The sequence below is a fragment of the Taibaiella lutea genome (assembly GCF_008629695.1).
GTDB classification, from domain to species: Bacteria; Bacteroidota; Bacteroidia; order Chitinophagales; family Chitinophagaceae; genus Taibaiella; species Taibaiella lutea.
On record NZ_VWSH01000004.1, the window covers coordinates 487,597 to 503,372 of the forward strand.

At 38.7% G+C, this 15,776-nt stretch carries 15 protein-coding genes; 5 read left to right on the plus strand and 10 right to left on the minus strand.

The window, feature by feature from the left end; genetic code table 11:
- Positions 1-325 precede the first annotated feature (325 nt).
- On the plus strand, positions 326-1,087 hold the full coding sequence (locus tag F0919_RS17015) for a hypothetical protein (protein WP_150033987.1): 762 nt from the start codon (positions 326-328) through the stop codon (positions 1,085-1,087).
- 271 nt (positions 1,088-1,358) lie between these two features.
- On the opposite strand, the gene F0919_RS17020 is transcribed toward F0919_RS17015, so the two are convergent.
- Positions 1,359-2,108 carry a hypothetical protein gene (locus tag F0919_RS17020; RefSeq protein ID WP_150033988.1) on the minus strand — a complete coding sequence of 250 codons (750 nt, stop codon included), beginning with the start codon at positions 2,106-2,108 and terminating at the stop codon, positions 1,359-1,361.
- 4 nt (positions 2,109-2,112) lie between these two features.
- Entirely contained in the window at positions 2,113-2,973 is an 861-nt protein-coding gene (locus F0919_RS17025; RefSeq protein ID WP_150033989.1) for a toll/interleukin-1 receptor domain-containing protein, read from the minus strand.
- 477 nt (positions 2,974-3,450) lie between these two features.
- Between F0919_RS17025 and F0919_RS17030 the strand changes: the two genes are divergently transcribed.
- Positions 3,451-3,909: a hypothetical protein gene (locus F0919_RS17030; protein ID WP_150033990.1), complete on the plus strand. Its 459-nt coding sequence runs from the start codon at positions 3,451-3,453 to the stop codon at positions 3,907-3,909.
- Between the two features lie 409 nt (positions 3,910-4,318).
- On the plus strand, positions 4,319-5,809 hold the full coding sequence (locus F0919_RS17035; protein WP_150033991.1) for a virginiamycin B lyase family protein: 1,491 nt from the start codon (positions 4,319-4,321) through the stop codon (positions 5,807-5,809).
- A 562-nt stretch (positions 5,810-6,371) separates the two neighbouring features.
- Here the strand turns inward: F0919_RS17035 and F0919_RS17040 are convergent.
- The 8 genes from F0919_RS17040 to F0919_RS17075 form a co-directional block, all read right to left on the minus strand.
- Complete coding sequence (locus tag F0919_RS17040; RefSeq protein WP_150033992.1) at positions 6,372-6,698, minus strand: hypothetical protein; 327 nt, start codon at positions 6,696-6,698, stop codon at positions 6,372-6,374.
- Between the two features lie 96 nt (positions 6,699-6,794).
- Positions 6,795-7,559 (minus strand): hypothetical protein, encoded by a 765-nt coding sequence (locus tag F0919_RS17045; protein ID WP_150033993.1) that lies wholly within the window; start codon positions 7,557-7,559, stop codon positions 6,795-6,797.
- A gap of 294 nt (positions 7,560-7,853) precedes the next feature.
- Positions 7,854-8,660: an ABC transporter permease gene (locus tag F0919_RS17050; RefSeq protein ID WP_150033994.1), complete on the minus strand. Its 807-nt coding sequence runs from the start codon at positions 8,658-8,660 to the stop codon at positions 7,854-7,856.
- A gap of 11 nt (positions 8,661-8,671) precedes the next feature.
- Positions 8,672-9,655 carry an ATP-binding cassette domain-containing protein gene (locus F0919_RS17055; protein ID WP_150033995.1) on the minus strand — a complete coding sequence of 328 codons (984 nt, stop codon included), beginning with the start codon at positions 9,653-9,655 and terminating at the stop codon, positions 8,672-8,674.
- A gap of 265 nt (positions 9,656-9,920) precedes the next feature.
- The gene (locus F0919_RS17060) at positions 9,921-10,688 is read right to left on the minus strand and encodes a T9SS type A sorting domain-containing protein (protein ID WP_150033996.1); all 768 of its coding nucleotides are present in this window, start codon (positions 10,686-10,688) and stop codon (positions 9,921-9,923) included.
- Between the two features lie 39 nt (positions 10,689-10,727).
- Positions 10,728-11,918 (minus strand): exosporium glycoprotein BclB-related protein, encoded by a 1,191-nt coding sequence (locus F0919_RS17065; RefSeq protein ID WP_150033997.1) that lies wholly within the window; start codon positions 11,916-11,918, stop codon positions 10,728-10,730.
- Between the two features lie 979 nt (positions 11,919-12,897).
- Positions 12,898-13,257 (minus strand): hypothetical protein, encoded by a 360-nt coding sequence (locus F0919_RS17070; RefSeq protein WP_150033998.1) that lies wholly within the window; start codon positions 13,255-13,257, stop codon positions 12,898-12,900.
- Positions 13,258-13,267: 10 nt separating this feature from the next.
- Entirely contained in the window at positions 13,268-13,885 is a 618-nt protein-coding gene (locus F0919_RS17075) for a TNT domain-containing protein (protein ID WP_150033999.1), read from the minus strand.
- 250 nt (positions 13,886-14,135) lie between these two features.
- Between F0919_RS17075 and F0919_RS17080 the strand changes: the two genes are divergently transcribed.
- Both F0919_RS17080 and F0919_RS17085 read left to right on the plus strand, forming a co-directional pair.
- A complete protein-coding gene (locus tag F0919_RS17080; RefSeq protein ID WP_216629445.1) occupies positions 14,136-15,104 on the plus strand; it encodes an alpha/beta fold hydrolase in 969 nt (322 codons plus the stop codon).
- 30 nt (positions 15,105-15,134) lie between these two features.
- Complete coding sequence (locus tag F0919_RS17085) at positions 15,135-15,686, plus strand: hypothetical protein (RefSeq protein ID WP_150034000.1); 552 nt, start codon at positions 15,135-15,137, stop codon at positions 15,684-15,686.
- The last annotated feature ends 90 nt before the right edge of the window (positions 15,687-15,776 follow it).

A 15,776-nucleotide genomic window follows, 5' to 3' on the forward strand; every position in this document is an offset into this window, starting at 1 on the left:
GCTGTTCAAAATCAGATCCTTTAGAAATTTTAATAATAGCCTTTGTCCTAAAAGTCTGCAAATAGTAGCACATTTTTTGGCGAGGAGAAAAGAGGTTGCATAAATAGTGTCTGATAAAACCCCGAGATGAAGTTGTACGGTGAAAAATTGAGCAATGTATATATAGGCAACTAAATAATAACACAACTAATCCTATTCTTACTTCAGGCAAAAATAGTTCCCCATTTCTTTTCCAATCAAAAAATACCTTGTGACAGGTATAGCCCATAAGTCAATAAAAAGAAACCTTTGCTATATCTATCATTACTAAATCAAACAAAAAAAAATGAAAAGAAACCTTTACTTCACGACAATCGGCCAAAGAAGAAACCCAATCAAAGATGCTCTGCTTAATTTCTTCCTGAGCATTTCCTCTTATCCAAAACTATTGATCGAGGTTTTTATCCGTCGGGATATGGGCGCCCGCTATTTTAATCTTTTTCCTGTAACTATACTCGCCTTATTCTTGCTTTTCTTTCCCTTTTTACCATTCTTAAATCAATACAACAACAAATTGTCTGACACGATTAAAGACAATTGGGGATGGTATCTTTTTACAGCAGCTTTTATTGTATTCAGCTACTTCAGAAACCTGGAATCAAAGCATAAGCCCGATAAACATGACTCGCGGTATAGCCTTTCCGCCGGTAAATTGCTGCCCTTTGTAAAGAATATCAAGTTTGGCCAAACGAGCTCCAATATCCGCATGCTTGAAATTTTTGTCGAGCCTGTATTAGTATTCCTGGTTGCAGTTCTTTTTATAATTCTGGATCAATGGCCTATCGGACTGCTGTTGATTTGTTGTGCAATCATTTATTGCTTGAGTTATATCGGCACTTATAGTCAGGGGGACGACTTTGTATTTGATAAAATTGATGGTATGCTTTGCACACAGGACATGTCCGATGCATTCATACACAATGTCATAGAAACTGCTTCAGGTTTTCGCTTCTATGGCTATAAACCTGAATCTAAAATATTGCGTGAAGAATTATATAATACAATGCTTGTAGATGCTGACTATGTTTCTGAAGTAACCAAAGCCTAAATGGTAGTTATTTGCAATCCGTCTTTTTCAACATTTTTAATAATTTAAAAATGAATAAAGCTCATTCAACAAACTGAATGAGCTTTATTCATATCAGGCTTTTGCATAAACAGGTAACGGATATCTTGAAATCTGAAAATGGCCATGAAATTAAAATCCATACAACAATACTTCGAGTTGTTTCGCCCGCTTATGTTTCAGTACCTGACCGGAAAATGACACAATGGTGATTTTTAACAGTAACCTGTTATTGTGTGAAAGCTTCTATCAACTAATAATTGCCATATTTATCCTTATATTCCTGCAATAATTTGCGTATGGCCTTAATTGTATTTTCCGCATCCTGTGGATAAAGATAATCGACCGAAATTGCATTACTCCCGGAAGTGTATAAACTCAGGGTCTGCAAACCCTTTACCTTGCTTATCCCGGCGTTCATGGTAACTTTTCTCGTTTCAAGATTCGTAACATCTTTAAGTGCAAATTCTGTTGTACTATCTTCCAGTATTTCACCAATTTCAAGGTCAAAAGCACATATATATATAGCAATTTTGTGAGTTGTTAAGAACAGTAAAAAAATGTCATGGTGACTAAAACGTAATTTACCGTCATTGCCTGAAGTTACAGATGATTTAGCCCCAGGCCTGTCAAGCATCAAAGGTGATGCAATTATATCATCATTCTCAATGCCTAATCTCCGTTTAGCTTCCTCAACGATCTCGCTACAGCCAATATCAAGCCAATCATCCATCTCCTTATCTGTAGCTTTAGGCTCTCCCCTATTGCAAGCAGCCCTGTATCGTTTTATGATTTTACGAAGTTGCTGTATTACTATATATATACCGGTCAAACCAATTATAATCAGAAATCCTCCTGATAGACTTGCTTGTAAATATCCTTTAATAACAGGTACTATAAAAACAGTTATCAGGGCAATCCAGATTCCACTGCCGGGCCTTTCCGGTGTTTCAATAAAATATTTATTGACCAGTTCCCTACGCTCTCTTGTAAACTGATTCATATTATTACATTTTATCTTTTATCAGAACCTGTTGCCATATTTTACTCTCCGACTTATTAAGATGAATAAGTAGTTCTTTTGTCTTTTCAGCAGATAAGGCAATACCGCTTATCAATTGTTCAATACCTGGCTCTGGTACAGTAAATCCATTTTCCATGTAATACGCTTGTTTTATGATAGCTAATAACACATTGATAAAACCTGTATTTTCATTATTAAATATCTCCGGCAATAGTATATTCTCTAACCGCCTTATCAGCAATCTATCCAGTTTTCTTATTTTTTTACCACCAATAAGAGCCAGTGATAAATAGAACATAGTCTCACAGCTATCCGTAACTGTTCCGGAATGTTGCTCTAAAACTTTAATAGCCTCTTCGTATCTTTTTGCTTCGACTAATTCGATTCCTTTACGAAGAAGCAAGCCATCGGTTGTGCCATTTTCCGGTTCTGTGTATCTCCCCGTTAGCATCATTACATCTTGCAGTAAGATATTAGCTGCCTGTCGCAGGCCATTACGGGTAACAACAATATATTGGATATTTTTGAGGTAATAAGAAAGGTCCGTACAGAATCCGGATTTATCAAGCCGTAAAATTATTGTCTTGTGGCCATTGTTTCGATGGCGTATTTCCCTGATAATATCATTTGAACGATTACAGTAATCTGAGTATATTAAAACAAATACTTTGCTATTGATGATCGCGTTTACTACCTGGCTTTCAAAAAATAAACCTTTTTTGATACCATTGCTTTGGGAAGGCGCTATCCAGCTGGTAAGCTTATTTTCCTGAAGCAAATCATGTATAAAGAAGGCCACATTCCGATCGGGTTGTGTATAGCTGATAAAAACATCATGCAACATAATAACTGCTTTATTTAAACAATAAAAATGGGCAAACGTAACCCGAATTTAAGATGATGCCTATACCCATTTCTAGGTAGTTTAACTATCATCATTAAGCTTATAGCGCCTTTCTTAAACACTCATTGCTACAAACAACCTAAAAAAAAGCTTCATACCGGTTGGCCTATTTTCATAATCCAAAATGAGGTTTGCAAATGAAATAAAAAACTGTTTCGATAATCCGTTTTTATTTTCGTTCGGGTAGCTAAGTTTAAAAACAACTTCCATCAATATATACTTATAAGTAGGTATTGTACCACCCTTCTGATCATTATAATTTTGTCTGTGCAACAATACAGAACATAGTTCTCAATAGTCTTTGACCAAACTAAAATCCTATTGCGTACAAGACAGATACAGATACGCTTTTTTGTTAAATGCATCGAGAAAAATACAGCACTTATAAACCATTTTTTAAACCATAAATATCATCTTATGAAAATCATAACGCACTATGTTAATGTAAAAACAATACGGACATTTTTTTGTCTTTTTTTAATTTCTGCACTTTCCTCTTCGCAAGCCACTGCCCAAAGTGGTAGCTTTACTTACAATTTTGTAAAGGGATGGCTGATTGGTGAAGGATACACGATTTCACAGGATACGTATTGTAATCTTGCTGAAGGCGAAAGTTGTTATCTCAATTTGACATTTTATCAGAACTCTACCTGTACGGTTGTTGCTTTTTCTGATGACGACAATGTAACAGACGTTGATTTGTACGCCTATAGCTCTGATGGAACAATATATCAAAAAGATACCGACCGGAGTAGTCTGGCGCGGATAACCTTTACTCCTTATTCAGACCGTTACTTGCATTTGGTATTCAAAAACTATGCTTCAAGTTCTCCAAGATACAAATCAACCGTGTATCTTTTGGTAGGATATAAGTAAATATACTTCATCGCTTTCGTTATCTTTATTATAAACCATATTGCAGGTTATGTTAACTGGTTCGGATTTTAGCACGTCTTCCCGACACAAAAAACAAGGCAGCATTTTTGCTGCCTTGTTTTTTTATTCACTTCCGAATAACGCACCATTCCTATCAGGATTGATAACACAAATCACCTGATTGATAACCGGGAAAAACAAGACTCAGCTTAAATCTTTTGTTAAGAATTCAAGGGCAGAAAAGGACTTATCTGCTCTTAAATTTATGTATACACGCCTGCAAACGCTGCAATAGAAACTCCATTAATAATGTACTAATGTCTGATACTATATTATGCTCATTTTACCTTTGTGAGCTTTGCCTACTGTCATAGCTTTGCACTTTTTTTAACAAAGCAATTAATCTTTTATGAAATCCATTGTTCTGATAGCTGCTTCAGCTATCTGTTTGGCAACCCCTTCGATAGTTAAATGTCAGGTAACACAAAACTGGGCAGTACTTGCGGCAGGAGCTTCACCTGCCTGGGTGTCTCTCGACGCTTCCGGTAATTTATACACAGCTAATCAAGGTAGCAACACTATAAGTAAAATAACTCCATCAGGATCCGTAACTCAGAACTGGGGTGTGCTTGCTGCAGGTGCAGCCCCCGCCGCATTGACTATAGATGCATCCGGGAATGTATATTCCGGTAATGGTAACAACAAAATAAGCAAGGTTACTTCTGCTGGTGTGGTGACACAATCATGGGCTACACTGGCTAACAATTCCGGAACTATGTCAATGACCAAGGATGCATCCGGCAATATCTATACTGCCAATTTCAGTAATAATACGATCAGTAAGATTACGCCGGCAGGAACTGTCACTGCTGCATGGGCTACATTAAACGTTGCCGCCGGTCCATCATCTATAGCAATTGATGCTTCCGGAAACCTTTATACAGCCAATCTGAATAATAGTACCGTAAGCAAAATAACATCTGCGGGTGTAGTGACACAAGCATGGGCAACATTGGCAAGCGACGCGAACCCATGGGGTATTACCGTTTCTTCAACAGGAATTATATACGTTGCAAATTCAAACAATAATACCATTACCAAAATAACAGCCGCCGGCGTAATGACCTCTGTTTGGGCATCGACAGGAGCCGGTACAGGCCCGTATGCAATAGTGACCGATGCATCAGGAAATGTTTATTCAGCCAATATTAACAACAGCACTGTTCAAAAAATAAGCAGCGCAGGTGCTATTCTACAGACATGGACTTTATCATCTTTGGCTACTCCATACAGTATAGCTCTTGATGCCAGCGGAAATATATACACTGCAAACACAGGTAACAGTACAATCAGCAAAATCAGCACAACCCCGCTTCCGCTTGAACTGATAAGTTTTAATGCAACAGCAAAAAATGGCATGGTTTCCGTTGATTGGAAAACAGCAAGCGAACTTAATACCGTTAGCTTTAATGTACAAAAAAGCATTGATGGCATCGAGTTCAAAACTATTGGTACTGTGAAAGCAACCGGCAAGGGAAACAGCAGCTATAACTTTAATGACGCCTTTGCTATGGGAGCGGCTGATGTTTATTATCGCTTGAAAACAACTTACACTAATGAAGAACCTACCTACAGCGAGGTTGCAAAAGTAGTGACAGAGGGAATAAATAGCGGTTATAGCATATACCCCAATCCTGTGACAGGTAATAGTTTTACAGTTGATGCAGGTAACAGCCCCTTACCCGTAAACTATATTATATATACTTCAGATGGTAAGGCTGCTCAGGAAGGAATATTGAATACAAAACAAACACAGGTAAATATTGCATCATTGGTTCCGGGTATTTACATAATCAGATTATCTAATGGTCAAAGCATTAAATTAGCCAAGCATTTATAATATAGAATTACAATTTTATATTCCTTTTCTACGTTGTTCTTAACATAGGGTTCACCCTATCTTTTTCTATGTCGTCCTTTCAGGACTTGTGGGGGTGTATACGATTTAATATGATTAATCAGTCTTTACAGTGAATAGAGTTGAAGGTTTATTGGGGTTGAGAATGTTTGATTAAGAAACAGTAGTTTCCATGAGAAGTTTTACACCGTTGGATATTAAGAAAGTCAACGTCCGTTCTACTTGTTAATATCAAATTGAAAACACACGTAGATTTATTAATAGAAAGAGGCCGGCTAAAAAGCCGGCCTCTTTCTATTAAGGTTTTTCTTGTCGAATGAGCAGTTCTCAATTCTATAATTTTGTCATCTGCTATGATAAGATGTTACCTTAAAAACCAAAGAAGGAAAAGGGAATTTATTTATTAAATTCATCAAAGCAATACTGATGACAATACACTGATATTACTCGAAGGTTATAGTGATGATACTGTAGCGGAACTCATCGCAATTCGGCGTATTCGAAAGGATCTTTATCGGTCAGCTTAAAGTTTAAATATCCGGAACTATATTACTTTATATAACGCCGGTTCCATTGCAGGCAGAACATTTTCCTGAGCCGTTACATGATGAGCAGGACCAGCCTCCGTTACCACTACAACTGGAACAGGTTCTGGAAGTTCCATCGCTATTTGTAATTGTACCACTACCACCGCACGTGCTACACTGAATTTTACCAGTCCCCGAACAAGTAGAGCAACTCCCGCTTCCATTACACCTGTTACATTTTTCATCTGCATGGTTATGCGTAGTTTTAAGGCTTGCTGAAGCAGATGCAGGTTGCATTGCCTGCAAAGTAATAAATAGCAGGCTAAACACTGCCAATGAAACATAGATTAATCTTTTCATGTTTTGTTGTTTTAAAATAAAATGTAAAAATTGATGAAAAAAATATTTATGAAGAATAAGCAAACATGCTTGAATACGCTCTATTGATCCAAATTATGATATATTTGAGGACAGAAGTTTATAGTAAATACGTTATAACCAGATTGAGACCATGAAACATTGCTGTCATTTGTTTTCCATTTACCATTATTACAATGAGAATATTTAATCTCTATTCCTAAACCCACAGAAGTGGGGCCGGTTCCTAATGTGAAAAATGCAGTTAACCCAACACCATATACCAATCGTTGAGTTGTAAAATCATTAAAAAGGCTTCCTTCTTTTACGTAAATATCTTTATACGAGAAGTCGTGTTTTGTATAATTGTTTATTTCTATAGTTGAACTCTGACTTCCCATAAATAAAAAAATCCCGTAACCCAAAAAGGCATCATCCATGTCATCTCCTGCAAAATGACCAAATCCGAGCCTGCCTTCTAATTGATCTCTATTTAATGATATATTGACATTATCCGGCACCGCATAGGTTCCGGTATTTATGCCTTCATAATAAGAATTATCCATTTCCGGATAAGGAGATAAGTCATAAGTCCATGCAACTCCCAAAAACCAATGTTTTATACCCATATCTAACTTTAAGGTTCCGTAACTAAATCCATTATAGTCAACAGTAATGTCATTGCGTCTTGTAAGTGAATTTAAATCTCGGTTCAATCCCGCACTTCCTAAATTGAGAGAATGATAATTCTCGGAAGTACCTACAAGCACCCAAAAATCGCTTTGAGCATAAGTCGTATAACTTGCTCCAAAAATCAACATCAGAAAGAAATAGCATGTTGTTTTCATAGCTGTAGGTTTATTAATAAATTTGTATATTAATGCTTCAATATTTAAGCAAAGGTATTATGACATGAATTTGAATACAAGAGTAGAAATACTGAAAAATTAGATATGTAATTACGAAAAAATACTTACGTATAACTACTTACGGACCTTATTTGAAACAGTTAAAGCCAACCATAAGAACAATTTTTCTATCGCTGTTTGCTAAGCTGCCTGTGACTAAGTGAATAATATTCCCGATGTAAAAAAGGGCTGTCAGATTTAAATCTGACAGCCCTTTTCATAACTACCGAGTAATTAAGCTTTCCGCATATAGGCCTTTACGGTTAAAGGAATAAATATCATCAGGATTATTAATCCTCCGGCTATCGTAAGCCAGAAATCCATTCCAATCACATTCTGATTAAGCAATTCCCGGATAGCTGTAACCAGATGCGATACAGGATTGAACTTTACGAACCATTGTAATCCGGATGGTAAAGTGTTTGCAGGTACAAATGCGTTTGAAAGGAAAGTAAGCGGAAAAAGAATCATCATTGAGATGCCCTGAACGGATGATGCGCTCCTGCCTATCACGCCTGCCAATGCAAATATCCAGCTTACACACCATGCAAAACAGATGACCAATACACTTACCAGCATGATGCCTTTTATGCCCGCCAATGGATGGTATCCCATCAGATATCCCATAGTAAAAGTAAGGATCGTTACCAGGGCATACCTTATGGTATCGGCAAGCAAAGCCCCGGCGAGGGGCGCAATACGTGCGATTGGCAAAGACCTGAACCGGTCAAATACACCTTTTCCCATGTCTTCGCGGAACTGTACACCAATGGTAACGGTGCCGGTGAGAATAGATTGGGCAAGAATGCCCGGAATAATGATAGGCAGATAATTGTGTACATTGCCAGAGATGGCGCCGCCAAACAGATAGGTGAACATAAGCGTGAAGAGGATGGGCTGCACTGTCACATCTACCAGTTGCTCCGGTGTGTAGCGTACTTTCAGTAAACCCCGGTAAGCCATCGTCAATGACTGCTGAATGGTTTGTGCTACAGTAGGCCTTTTATTTAGTTGCTGTGCAGCAATTGTATTTATTTCCATGATATTCTGAATTATGCATTGATTGGTTTTTGTTTCTCTTTGCCTGTAATGGCCATAAATACTTCATCGAGCGTTGGCGATTTTACACTTACTTCCACCAGTTCAATCTGATGCGTGCGGAACGCCATCAATATATCCGTGATTAAGTCTGGATCGGCCAGCGGTGCGGTAATCCTGCCTTCGGGAGATATATGGCAATCGATTCCAAGTATCTGTCGGATGATATCATCTGCAGTTCCGGCATCATCCCGCGAACGTAACTGAAGCTCTAATGCTGCAATACCTATGGACGCTTTCAGTTCGGCGGGCGTGCCTTCTGCAATGACCTGCCCACTGTCTATTACGGCTATGCGATCGGCAAGCTGGTCAGCCTCTTCCAGGTATTGCGTAGTAAGCAATACGGTAGAACCTGAAGCTACCAGTTGCCGAATCGTGTCCCACATTTGCAGGCGTGTCCTCGGGTCAAGTCCCGTAGTAGGTTCATCCAGAAAAATTAACGGCGGCTGAGCAATAAGACTCGCAGCAAGGTCAAGACGGCGACGCATACCACCCGAAAATTTAGACAGCGGACGCTTCGCAGCTTCCATAAGGTCAAATGATTCCAGTAAATCCGCCGATTTTTTCCTTGCATCCTTTTTGCTTAAACCCAACAGGCGGGAAAAAAGATAGAGATTTTCCGTAGCGGAGAGCTTTTCATCTACCGATGCATATTGGCCTGTTAATCCGATTAGCTGACGTACAATATGTGCGTCGCGTACCGTATCGTAGCCGAAAACAGAGGCATGGCCGCCATCAGGCCGCAGCAAAGTGGAAAGCATACTTATTGTAGTGGTTTTTCCGGCTCCGTTAGGACCGAGCACGCCATAAATGCAGCCTGCTTCAATGTTGAGGCTTACGCCGTCCACCGCTTTATTATCACCGAAGTGTTTGATAAGCCCTGTAGCTTCGACTGCAAAGCGGGAATTTTTAATGAGAGATGAAATCGGATGTACCATATTGTTGGTTAAATGATACGCAAATGTATATTGGCAGGCCTTCTGCCTGAAAAGATATTCGGTAAAATGTATCGGAATATCGGCGACCCGACAAGTTGTTCCGACGCAACACCCTGATGAATATTGGCAATGATATTAAGTTATAATACCGGTTTGCACCCTACCTGCAATCCATCGCTAAAAAAAAGCAGCATATCATAAATATGACATGCTGCTACCGTTATGGATTTATGAAAAGCAATGATTTATAACATAGAGGGAAATACTATTTTTTTACAAACCTTAAAGAAGCATTTGTCGTTATTCCCCGGAAGTTTATAAAATAGGCTCCTGAGCTGATGCTGCTTATATCAAGGTTGCCTGCCGATTGCATATCCTCTTTCAATAACACCTTCCCGTTTATATCAATGACAGATATTGTTCCCGGTTCCGGCACCAAAATCTGAATGATATTTATTGCAGGATTAGGCGATACCGAAAATGCAAGCGAAGCCCTTGAATTGTTTAATTTAACTACAGGAGAATACACAAATTTCCCGTTGATATCTACCTGCTTCAGCCTGTAATAATTAATACCGTTTGCATAAGCTTCATCAGTATAGGAATAAGAAATCTTGCCTGCGCTGTTGCCACCGGGTGCTTTGGTAGCAACCCTGGTTATGGTAACAAACTTTATACCATCAATGCTGCGCTCAAGAGCAAAGTAATTATTGTTTTCCTCATGGTATGTTTCCCATAAAAGCAAGTTGGCATTTTCTTCCGCTTTGCCGCTGAAAGTCATTTGCACAGGTAAAGGCACGATATTCAGCGAAGGCTGATTGAAGCCCTGTGACATTATAGGATTGCTCCCTGCAGTGGTTATGATTGCCTCACCGGTTGTGAAAGTTAGGCTGTTACCGCCTGAAAGCATAGTCGTAGCTCCCGCAGAAGCAATGATATACTGATCAACTGACTGACACATTCCTTGCTGCATTGAAAAACATAATGCAAAGAGTAAAGCCGGCAATTGTATAAATATGGACGAATTTTTCATAATATTTTAGTTTTTCAGGTTAGAAAATCCCGGTACCGGTTAGTTAATGTTAATACCTGCGCTGGCATAACCCGCTATTGTATTAACCAAATTGAGTCCGGAAGCGGTAGATGAAAAAACTAAAAGATAACGGTTGCCTGCAACCACAGGTATGCTCAATCCTGTTGTAATTCCTGTTGCAGTAGTGCCTATTGCCAGGCTCACGCCGGATAATCCCGGAGCAAGCGTTACAACTGCTCCCGGAACAGGTGAAAATGTATTGCTTCCTGATGGCGCACTGTATAATTGGGCATTGATATTAACGCTGGTACCTAATAAAGATACAGCGGCAGTAAGGCTGAAGTGTGCAGTCATGGAGCTGATGGTTCCCGACCTTGGAGCTACAAAAGCAAAATTGAGTAAAGTACCACCTGCTCCGGTCAAATCAATAGTAGTACCTAAAAGGCTTACACCCGTAGCAGAACTGCCGAAGCCTACTAAAGATCCTGTACCGGCAAGCCCCCCCGCAACAGTAGTTACCACAACAGGTAAACCTGATGCAAAAGGAAGGATGGCTCCGGTACTGCTTATATCCGTACTGTTTGCAACCCTTACCCAGGCAGTGCCGTTATAATAATAGAAGCCCGATGTATTATCTGTCTGATAAATCAATAAACCAGTTGCAGGAGTAGCAGGCCTGTTGGTGAATGTAATACGCGGAATCAGTATACCCGTATTTGTGGAAGAAACATCCAGCTTGGCGCTTGTATTGGGCGTTCCGCCTATACCCACATTGCCTGTGTTATTGTTCACAATATTGCTGCCCGTAATACTCCATCTGTTGTCGTTGCTTGTCAGTGCATTCAATGCATAAGGCACACTTACCAGCTGAACATTTGCAAGAGATTGGTAGGTCGTTCCTCCCGTAATATCAGCTTCTACCTGCAGGTACTTATTATTGGTGCCCCAGTTTATTGTATTAAAAGTTCCTGTTACAGGTGTTCCGCCTCCTATCTGTATGTTCACAAGCCCTAATGCATTAGTCGATAAAGATTGTGTTTCCTGGTAAAGCACCGTTCCGGTACTGGTGCCGTCATGGATGGTAAACCTCAATGATACCGTCTGGTTGGTAACCGGGTTTCCGGCCGCATTTCTTACTACTGCCTGATAGTTTACCAATTGGGGAGTCTGGCTGAATGTTACTCCGATAAACAAGATGAAAGCCGCTACGAGTAATGTAATTTTTTTCATAATCGTTAGTTTTTTTAGTTAGAAAAGATTTGAAACTATAATGGAAACGATTCTGAAATGTTTGTAAGATACTTGTATTAAAAATCACATAAAGCAAATAAATAATTCAATAAATTAGCTAAACATTATAACATAACTGAAAATATCATATTTATTAAATAGTAAGTTTAATTAAGATTAAAAAGGCGTTTCATTTTGTAGAAAATTGTGAATTATGGATTTACAAACACATTGTTTAAAGTCAACAAAACAACATAGTTGTGTAGTTATGAATATTGAATGTTTTCATCTATATGTAAAAGAAGCATTTAATTATTCTATTGATTATACTGTTATAATTATGCAAAAACCACCAACAGGTCAGTGATGTTAAATAAAGATAGCATGAGTGCAAATACATACGCTATCGGCCGCAAGTAACAGGTTATAGATGCCAATTACATAATGCGCTGAGGATAAATGTAAAACAATGGAGGATGAAGGCAAACCTGCCCGCAATCGAAATACAATACATTGACATGCGGTATATAGACCATTGACGACATATACAAAATTTGGCGAGAGATACAGGTACTTTTTTTCTTTCAATTCATCGTAATTGAATATATTGTCAAATTCCTTGAAAATTACGAATCGAAAGGTTGCTTTGATTAATTGTTTCTACTGCGGCAACCTTCTGTTCGCTGAATGTAAAAGGCTGCTTTGGTACATCTTCACATTATCTATCGTAAAGGATTTCATATTCCCACATAGTCTCTCTAAGGGGATTTTGCGAAGCGTTTGTACAAAAACATTAGCTTTGTAATATGTCTGTCAGAACAATATAGAAGCAACAGAATGATTGTTCCGGCCGAGGTATAATCATCCATAAACTTCCACATGGAGCTTACATATTTTCATATATAAAAACAAAGTAGATAACTAATTGATTATTAATTTATTCAGATAAAAATCAATAGCTTATTCTAAGCCATTATTATCATACAACTACCCAAACACCTTCCAAATAAAGTTTATAGCGCATGGGTTGCGTTTCGCCAAAAGCAAAAACAAGAATGGCATCATTTCTTTTACAGAAAAATAATCCTAAACCGCTGCTCCCCTTCAGCAAATGTAGGAAACCTTCATCAATGGTAAAATTGCCGGTCTTTAAAATAGCTTTATAATCAGCACTATCAATAGTGCCTTTCAGGTCTTCAAATCTGTTACCGGCAAAATCAGCTATCCGTACAGGGCCGCCTGCTTCGATGTGGGTATTCAATTCAAACGAACCTGCCAGGGCTTCCCCTTCGAAGCCGTCAAAGAGCAGCGATTTTTCAATGGCATATTTTGTAATCATAAATCAATAACTACCGTGGCTGTGTTACGTCCGGTATATTCTGAAGGTAACCATTTTGTACCAAATCGTTGATGGTATAAGGCAATTGATATTGAAGACCCAGCCCAACCTGTCCAAACCATGGAATAGCGGTGCCTTCATTTACATTCGGAATTGTTTTTATAATCCTGTAAACATGGTAAGGATATGTCCTTGCAGTATCTTGCAATGAACGATCCTTAAACGGTTCACCCGCCGGAGCCACAAATCTTCCCCATTGATCGGTAAACACGCCGTCAACAACCTTGCCGCCATAGCGGTCAACAAGCACTCCTGAGTCGAGCGTTACTATTTTTGAATAAACAGCGCCATTATTGGGCGGCCATCCGCCATTCAGGTTGTTTACCTTGAACAAGGTTTCCAGTGTAGCCCATTGTTCCATTTTCCAGAGTTGCCAGGCAACGGCGGCTATGGTTTTCAGGCTGGTATCGGTTAATGCCGAAACAGCTTTAAAAGTGTCGAAGCTTACGCCCCGTACAATGGCAGACGATAAGGTTTTTGTTTGAAGTTTTGGCTGCGTGGTTTGTTGTGCCGTGGTCAAAAAAGGCATCAGCAGCGCTACGAACAGTAGTACTTTGAATTGTTTCATTAGTTGGTGAATTGGTTATTGATTTTTTTACGGGATAAATATAAGGCGGTTATATCTCTTTTCAAAGTACAATAGATATATTTTCATATATTATTTACCAAGCATTCAAACATCATTCCAATACACTGTTTTCCAAAGGTTTCTGATTATAAAGGAAGCATTCAATGTCATTACAGCCAATAATTATTAACTTCAATGCTTCTTTACACTCTTATCGGATATCTTTATGATTAACACTTTAATCAACCGGATGAAAAAAGTAATACTAATAGCCCTGATGCTCCTGCTCTTTCCTTTTATTTCTAAAAGTCAGAGCGGCAACGACAATACAAAGCAAAAGATTGACACGACGGAAGTAGCGGAAATCAATGGTATAAAACAGTTTATAAGCATAAAAGGAAATAACAGTGCACAGCCCATACTGTTATTGCTACATGGCGGCCCCGGAACGTCTTTAGCAGAAAGCGCTGAAAGCTTTACAGACAAGCTGAAAGATGAATTTATAGTAATCAACTGGGATCAGCGGCAGACGGGAGAAACTGCAAAGCTAAATGCAGGAAACCAACCCTTAAGTGTTGACTTAATGATAAGCGATGCGGAACAGATAATTCAGTATATACTGCATCAATATAACCGCCAAAAGCTGTATCTGGTTTCACATTCCTGGGGTTCTGTACTTGGCTTCGACATTGCACGAAACCATCCGGAACTGCTGTATGCCTATGTAGGCATCAGCCCGATTGTAGACGAAGGCAAAGCTGAAGTATTAACACTGCATATGCTGAAAGACTGGGCAAAAAATACAGGCGATTCAACCGCTTTGAATGAAATAAATCAAATAAACCTGCCGCTGGAAACAACAAAGGATTTATTCACTTTCCAAAAATGGCTGTTTATTAAGAACGATGTTGAATTTGCGCGCAAAGACGACTTCAAAACCAATTACTATAATTGGATGAATATATGGTTCCGGTTATGGAAAGAGTCTGTGAGAGTAAGCATGTTCGACCATTCAAAAACTTATGATTGCCCGGTTTACTTTATTGAAGGAAATGCGGATAAATACGAATCGCATAATCTGGTGAAAGACTATTACGATTATTTCAAAGCCCCTCAAAAAGATCTTTACTGGATGAAAAAATCGGGACATACCGTATTCAATACCGAGCCGGATAAGCTTCAGGAAACAATTATTAAAATAAAGAAGAAAACGATGTAAGCAGCAATTCTGATTTGAATATTTAACACCATGATTTTAAACCCGATAAAAAGGCTTTTGTGTGTTTTAGTTTTGGGGCCTTTGTTGCTGCTCCTTTCGTGTAATCAGCAAACACCCGCTCAAACCGAATCTATTGCTTCGGACAATAACAATAATACTCAACACAGTTTTGGGCAATATTGCAATAGCCGTTTTGGCTTTTGCATCGATTACCCGAAGGATATACTTGAAATGCAATCTGAAAGCCAGAGCGGTGATGGCAATGATTTTATGGACAATAAAAATGTTGTGGTTTTAACTGTATTTGGCAGAAGAAATGAAACGCCTGATGGCGACGAAATAAGTCTTTCGGATCAATTTAAAAACGACATACAAGAACTTGACACTACCGGCAGCGATATCACTTATCAAAAACTCGGCAAAAAGCTATATGTTATTTCAGGCCTGAAGAACAATAAAATTTTTTACCGAAAGACAATCTTGTTAAAGGAAGCTTTTGCTTTTGCAATAATGGAATACCAACAAAGCGATTCGCTTATTTACAATCCATTGGTTGCCTCTGTTTCCAATTCATTCAAATAAGCCAAACCAACTATTAATTTCACCACTTTACAAGCGAAAGGATATAGAAAAGAACAAATGGCTCCGTTAAAGGTTATTAAAAGAAAATCA

Bases quoted from the DNA above. Each gene is read 5' to 3' on its own strand.
- F0919_RS17065 (WP_150033997.1), bottom strand. From the start codon at position 11,918: ATGAAAAAAATTACATTACTCGTAGCGGCTTTCATCTTGTTTATCGGA.
- F0919_RS17070 (WP_150033998.1), bottom strand. From the start codon at position 13,257: ATGATTACAAAATATGCCATTGAAAAATCGCTGCTCTTTGACGGCTTC.
- F0919_RS17025 (WP_150033989.1), bottom strand. From the start codon at position 2,973: ATGTTGCATGATGTTTTTATCAGCTATACACAACCCGATCGGAATGTG.
- F0919_RS17030 (WP_150033990.1), top strand. From the start codon at position 3,451: ATGAAAATCATAACGCACTATGTTAATGTAAAAACAATACGGACATTT.
- F0919_RS17015 (WP_150033987.1), top strand. From the start codon at position 326: ATGAAAAGAAACCTTTACTTCACGACAATCGGCCAAAGAAGAAACCCA.
- F0919_RS17085 (WP_150034000.1), top strand. From the start codon at position 15,135: ATGATTTTAAACCCGATAAAAAGGCTTTTGTGTGTTTTAGTTTTGGGG.
- F0919_RS17050 (WP_150033994.1), bottom strand. From the start codon at position 8,660: ATGGAAATAAATACAATTGCTGCACAGCAACTAAATAAAAGGCCTACT.
- F0919_RS17055 (WP_150033995.1), bottom strand. From the start codon at position 9,655: ATGGTACATCCGATTTCATCTCTCATTAAAAATTCCCGCTTTGCAGTC.
- F0919_RS17020 (WP_150033988.1), bottom strand. From the start codon at position 2,108: ATGAATCAGTTTACAAGAGAGCGTAGGGAACTGGTCAATAAATATTTT.
- F0919_RS17080 (WP_216629445.1), top strand. From the start codon at position 14,136: ATGAAAAAAGTAATACTAATAGCCCTGATGCTCCTGCTCTTTCCTTTT.
- F0919_RS17075 (WP_150033999.1), bottom strand. From the start codon at position 13,885: ATGAAACAATTCAAAGTACTACTGTTCGTAGCGCTGCTGATGCCTTTT.
- F0919_RS17060 (WP_150033996.1), bottom strand. From the start codon at position 10,688: ATGAAAAATTCGTCCATATTTATACAATTGCCGGCTTTACTCTTTGCA.
- F0919_RS17040 (WP_150033992.1), bottom strand. From the start codon at position 6,698: ATGTTTCATTGGCAGTGTTTAGCCTGCTATTTATTACTTTGCAGGCAA.
- F0919_RS17045 (WP_150033993.1), bottom strand. From the start codon at position 7,559: ATGAAAACAACATGCTATTTCTTTCTGATGTTGATTTTTGGAGCAAGT.
- F0919_RS17035 (WP_150033991.1), top strand. From the start codon at position 4,319: ATGAAATCCATTGTTCTGATAGCTGCTTCAGCTATCTGTTTGGCAACC.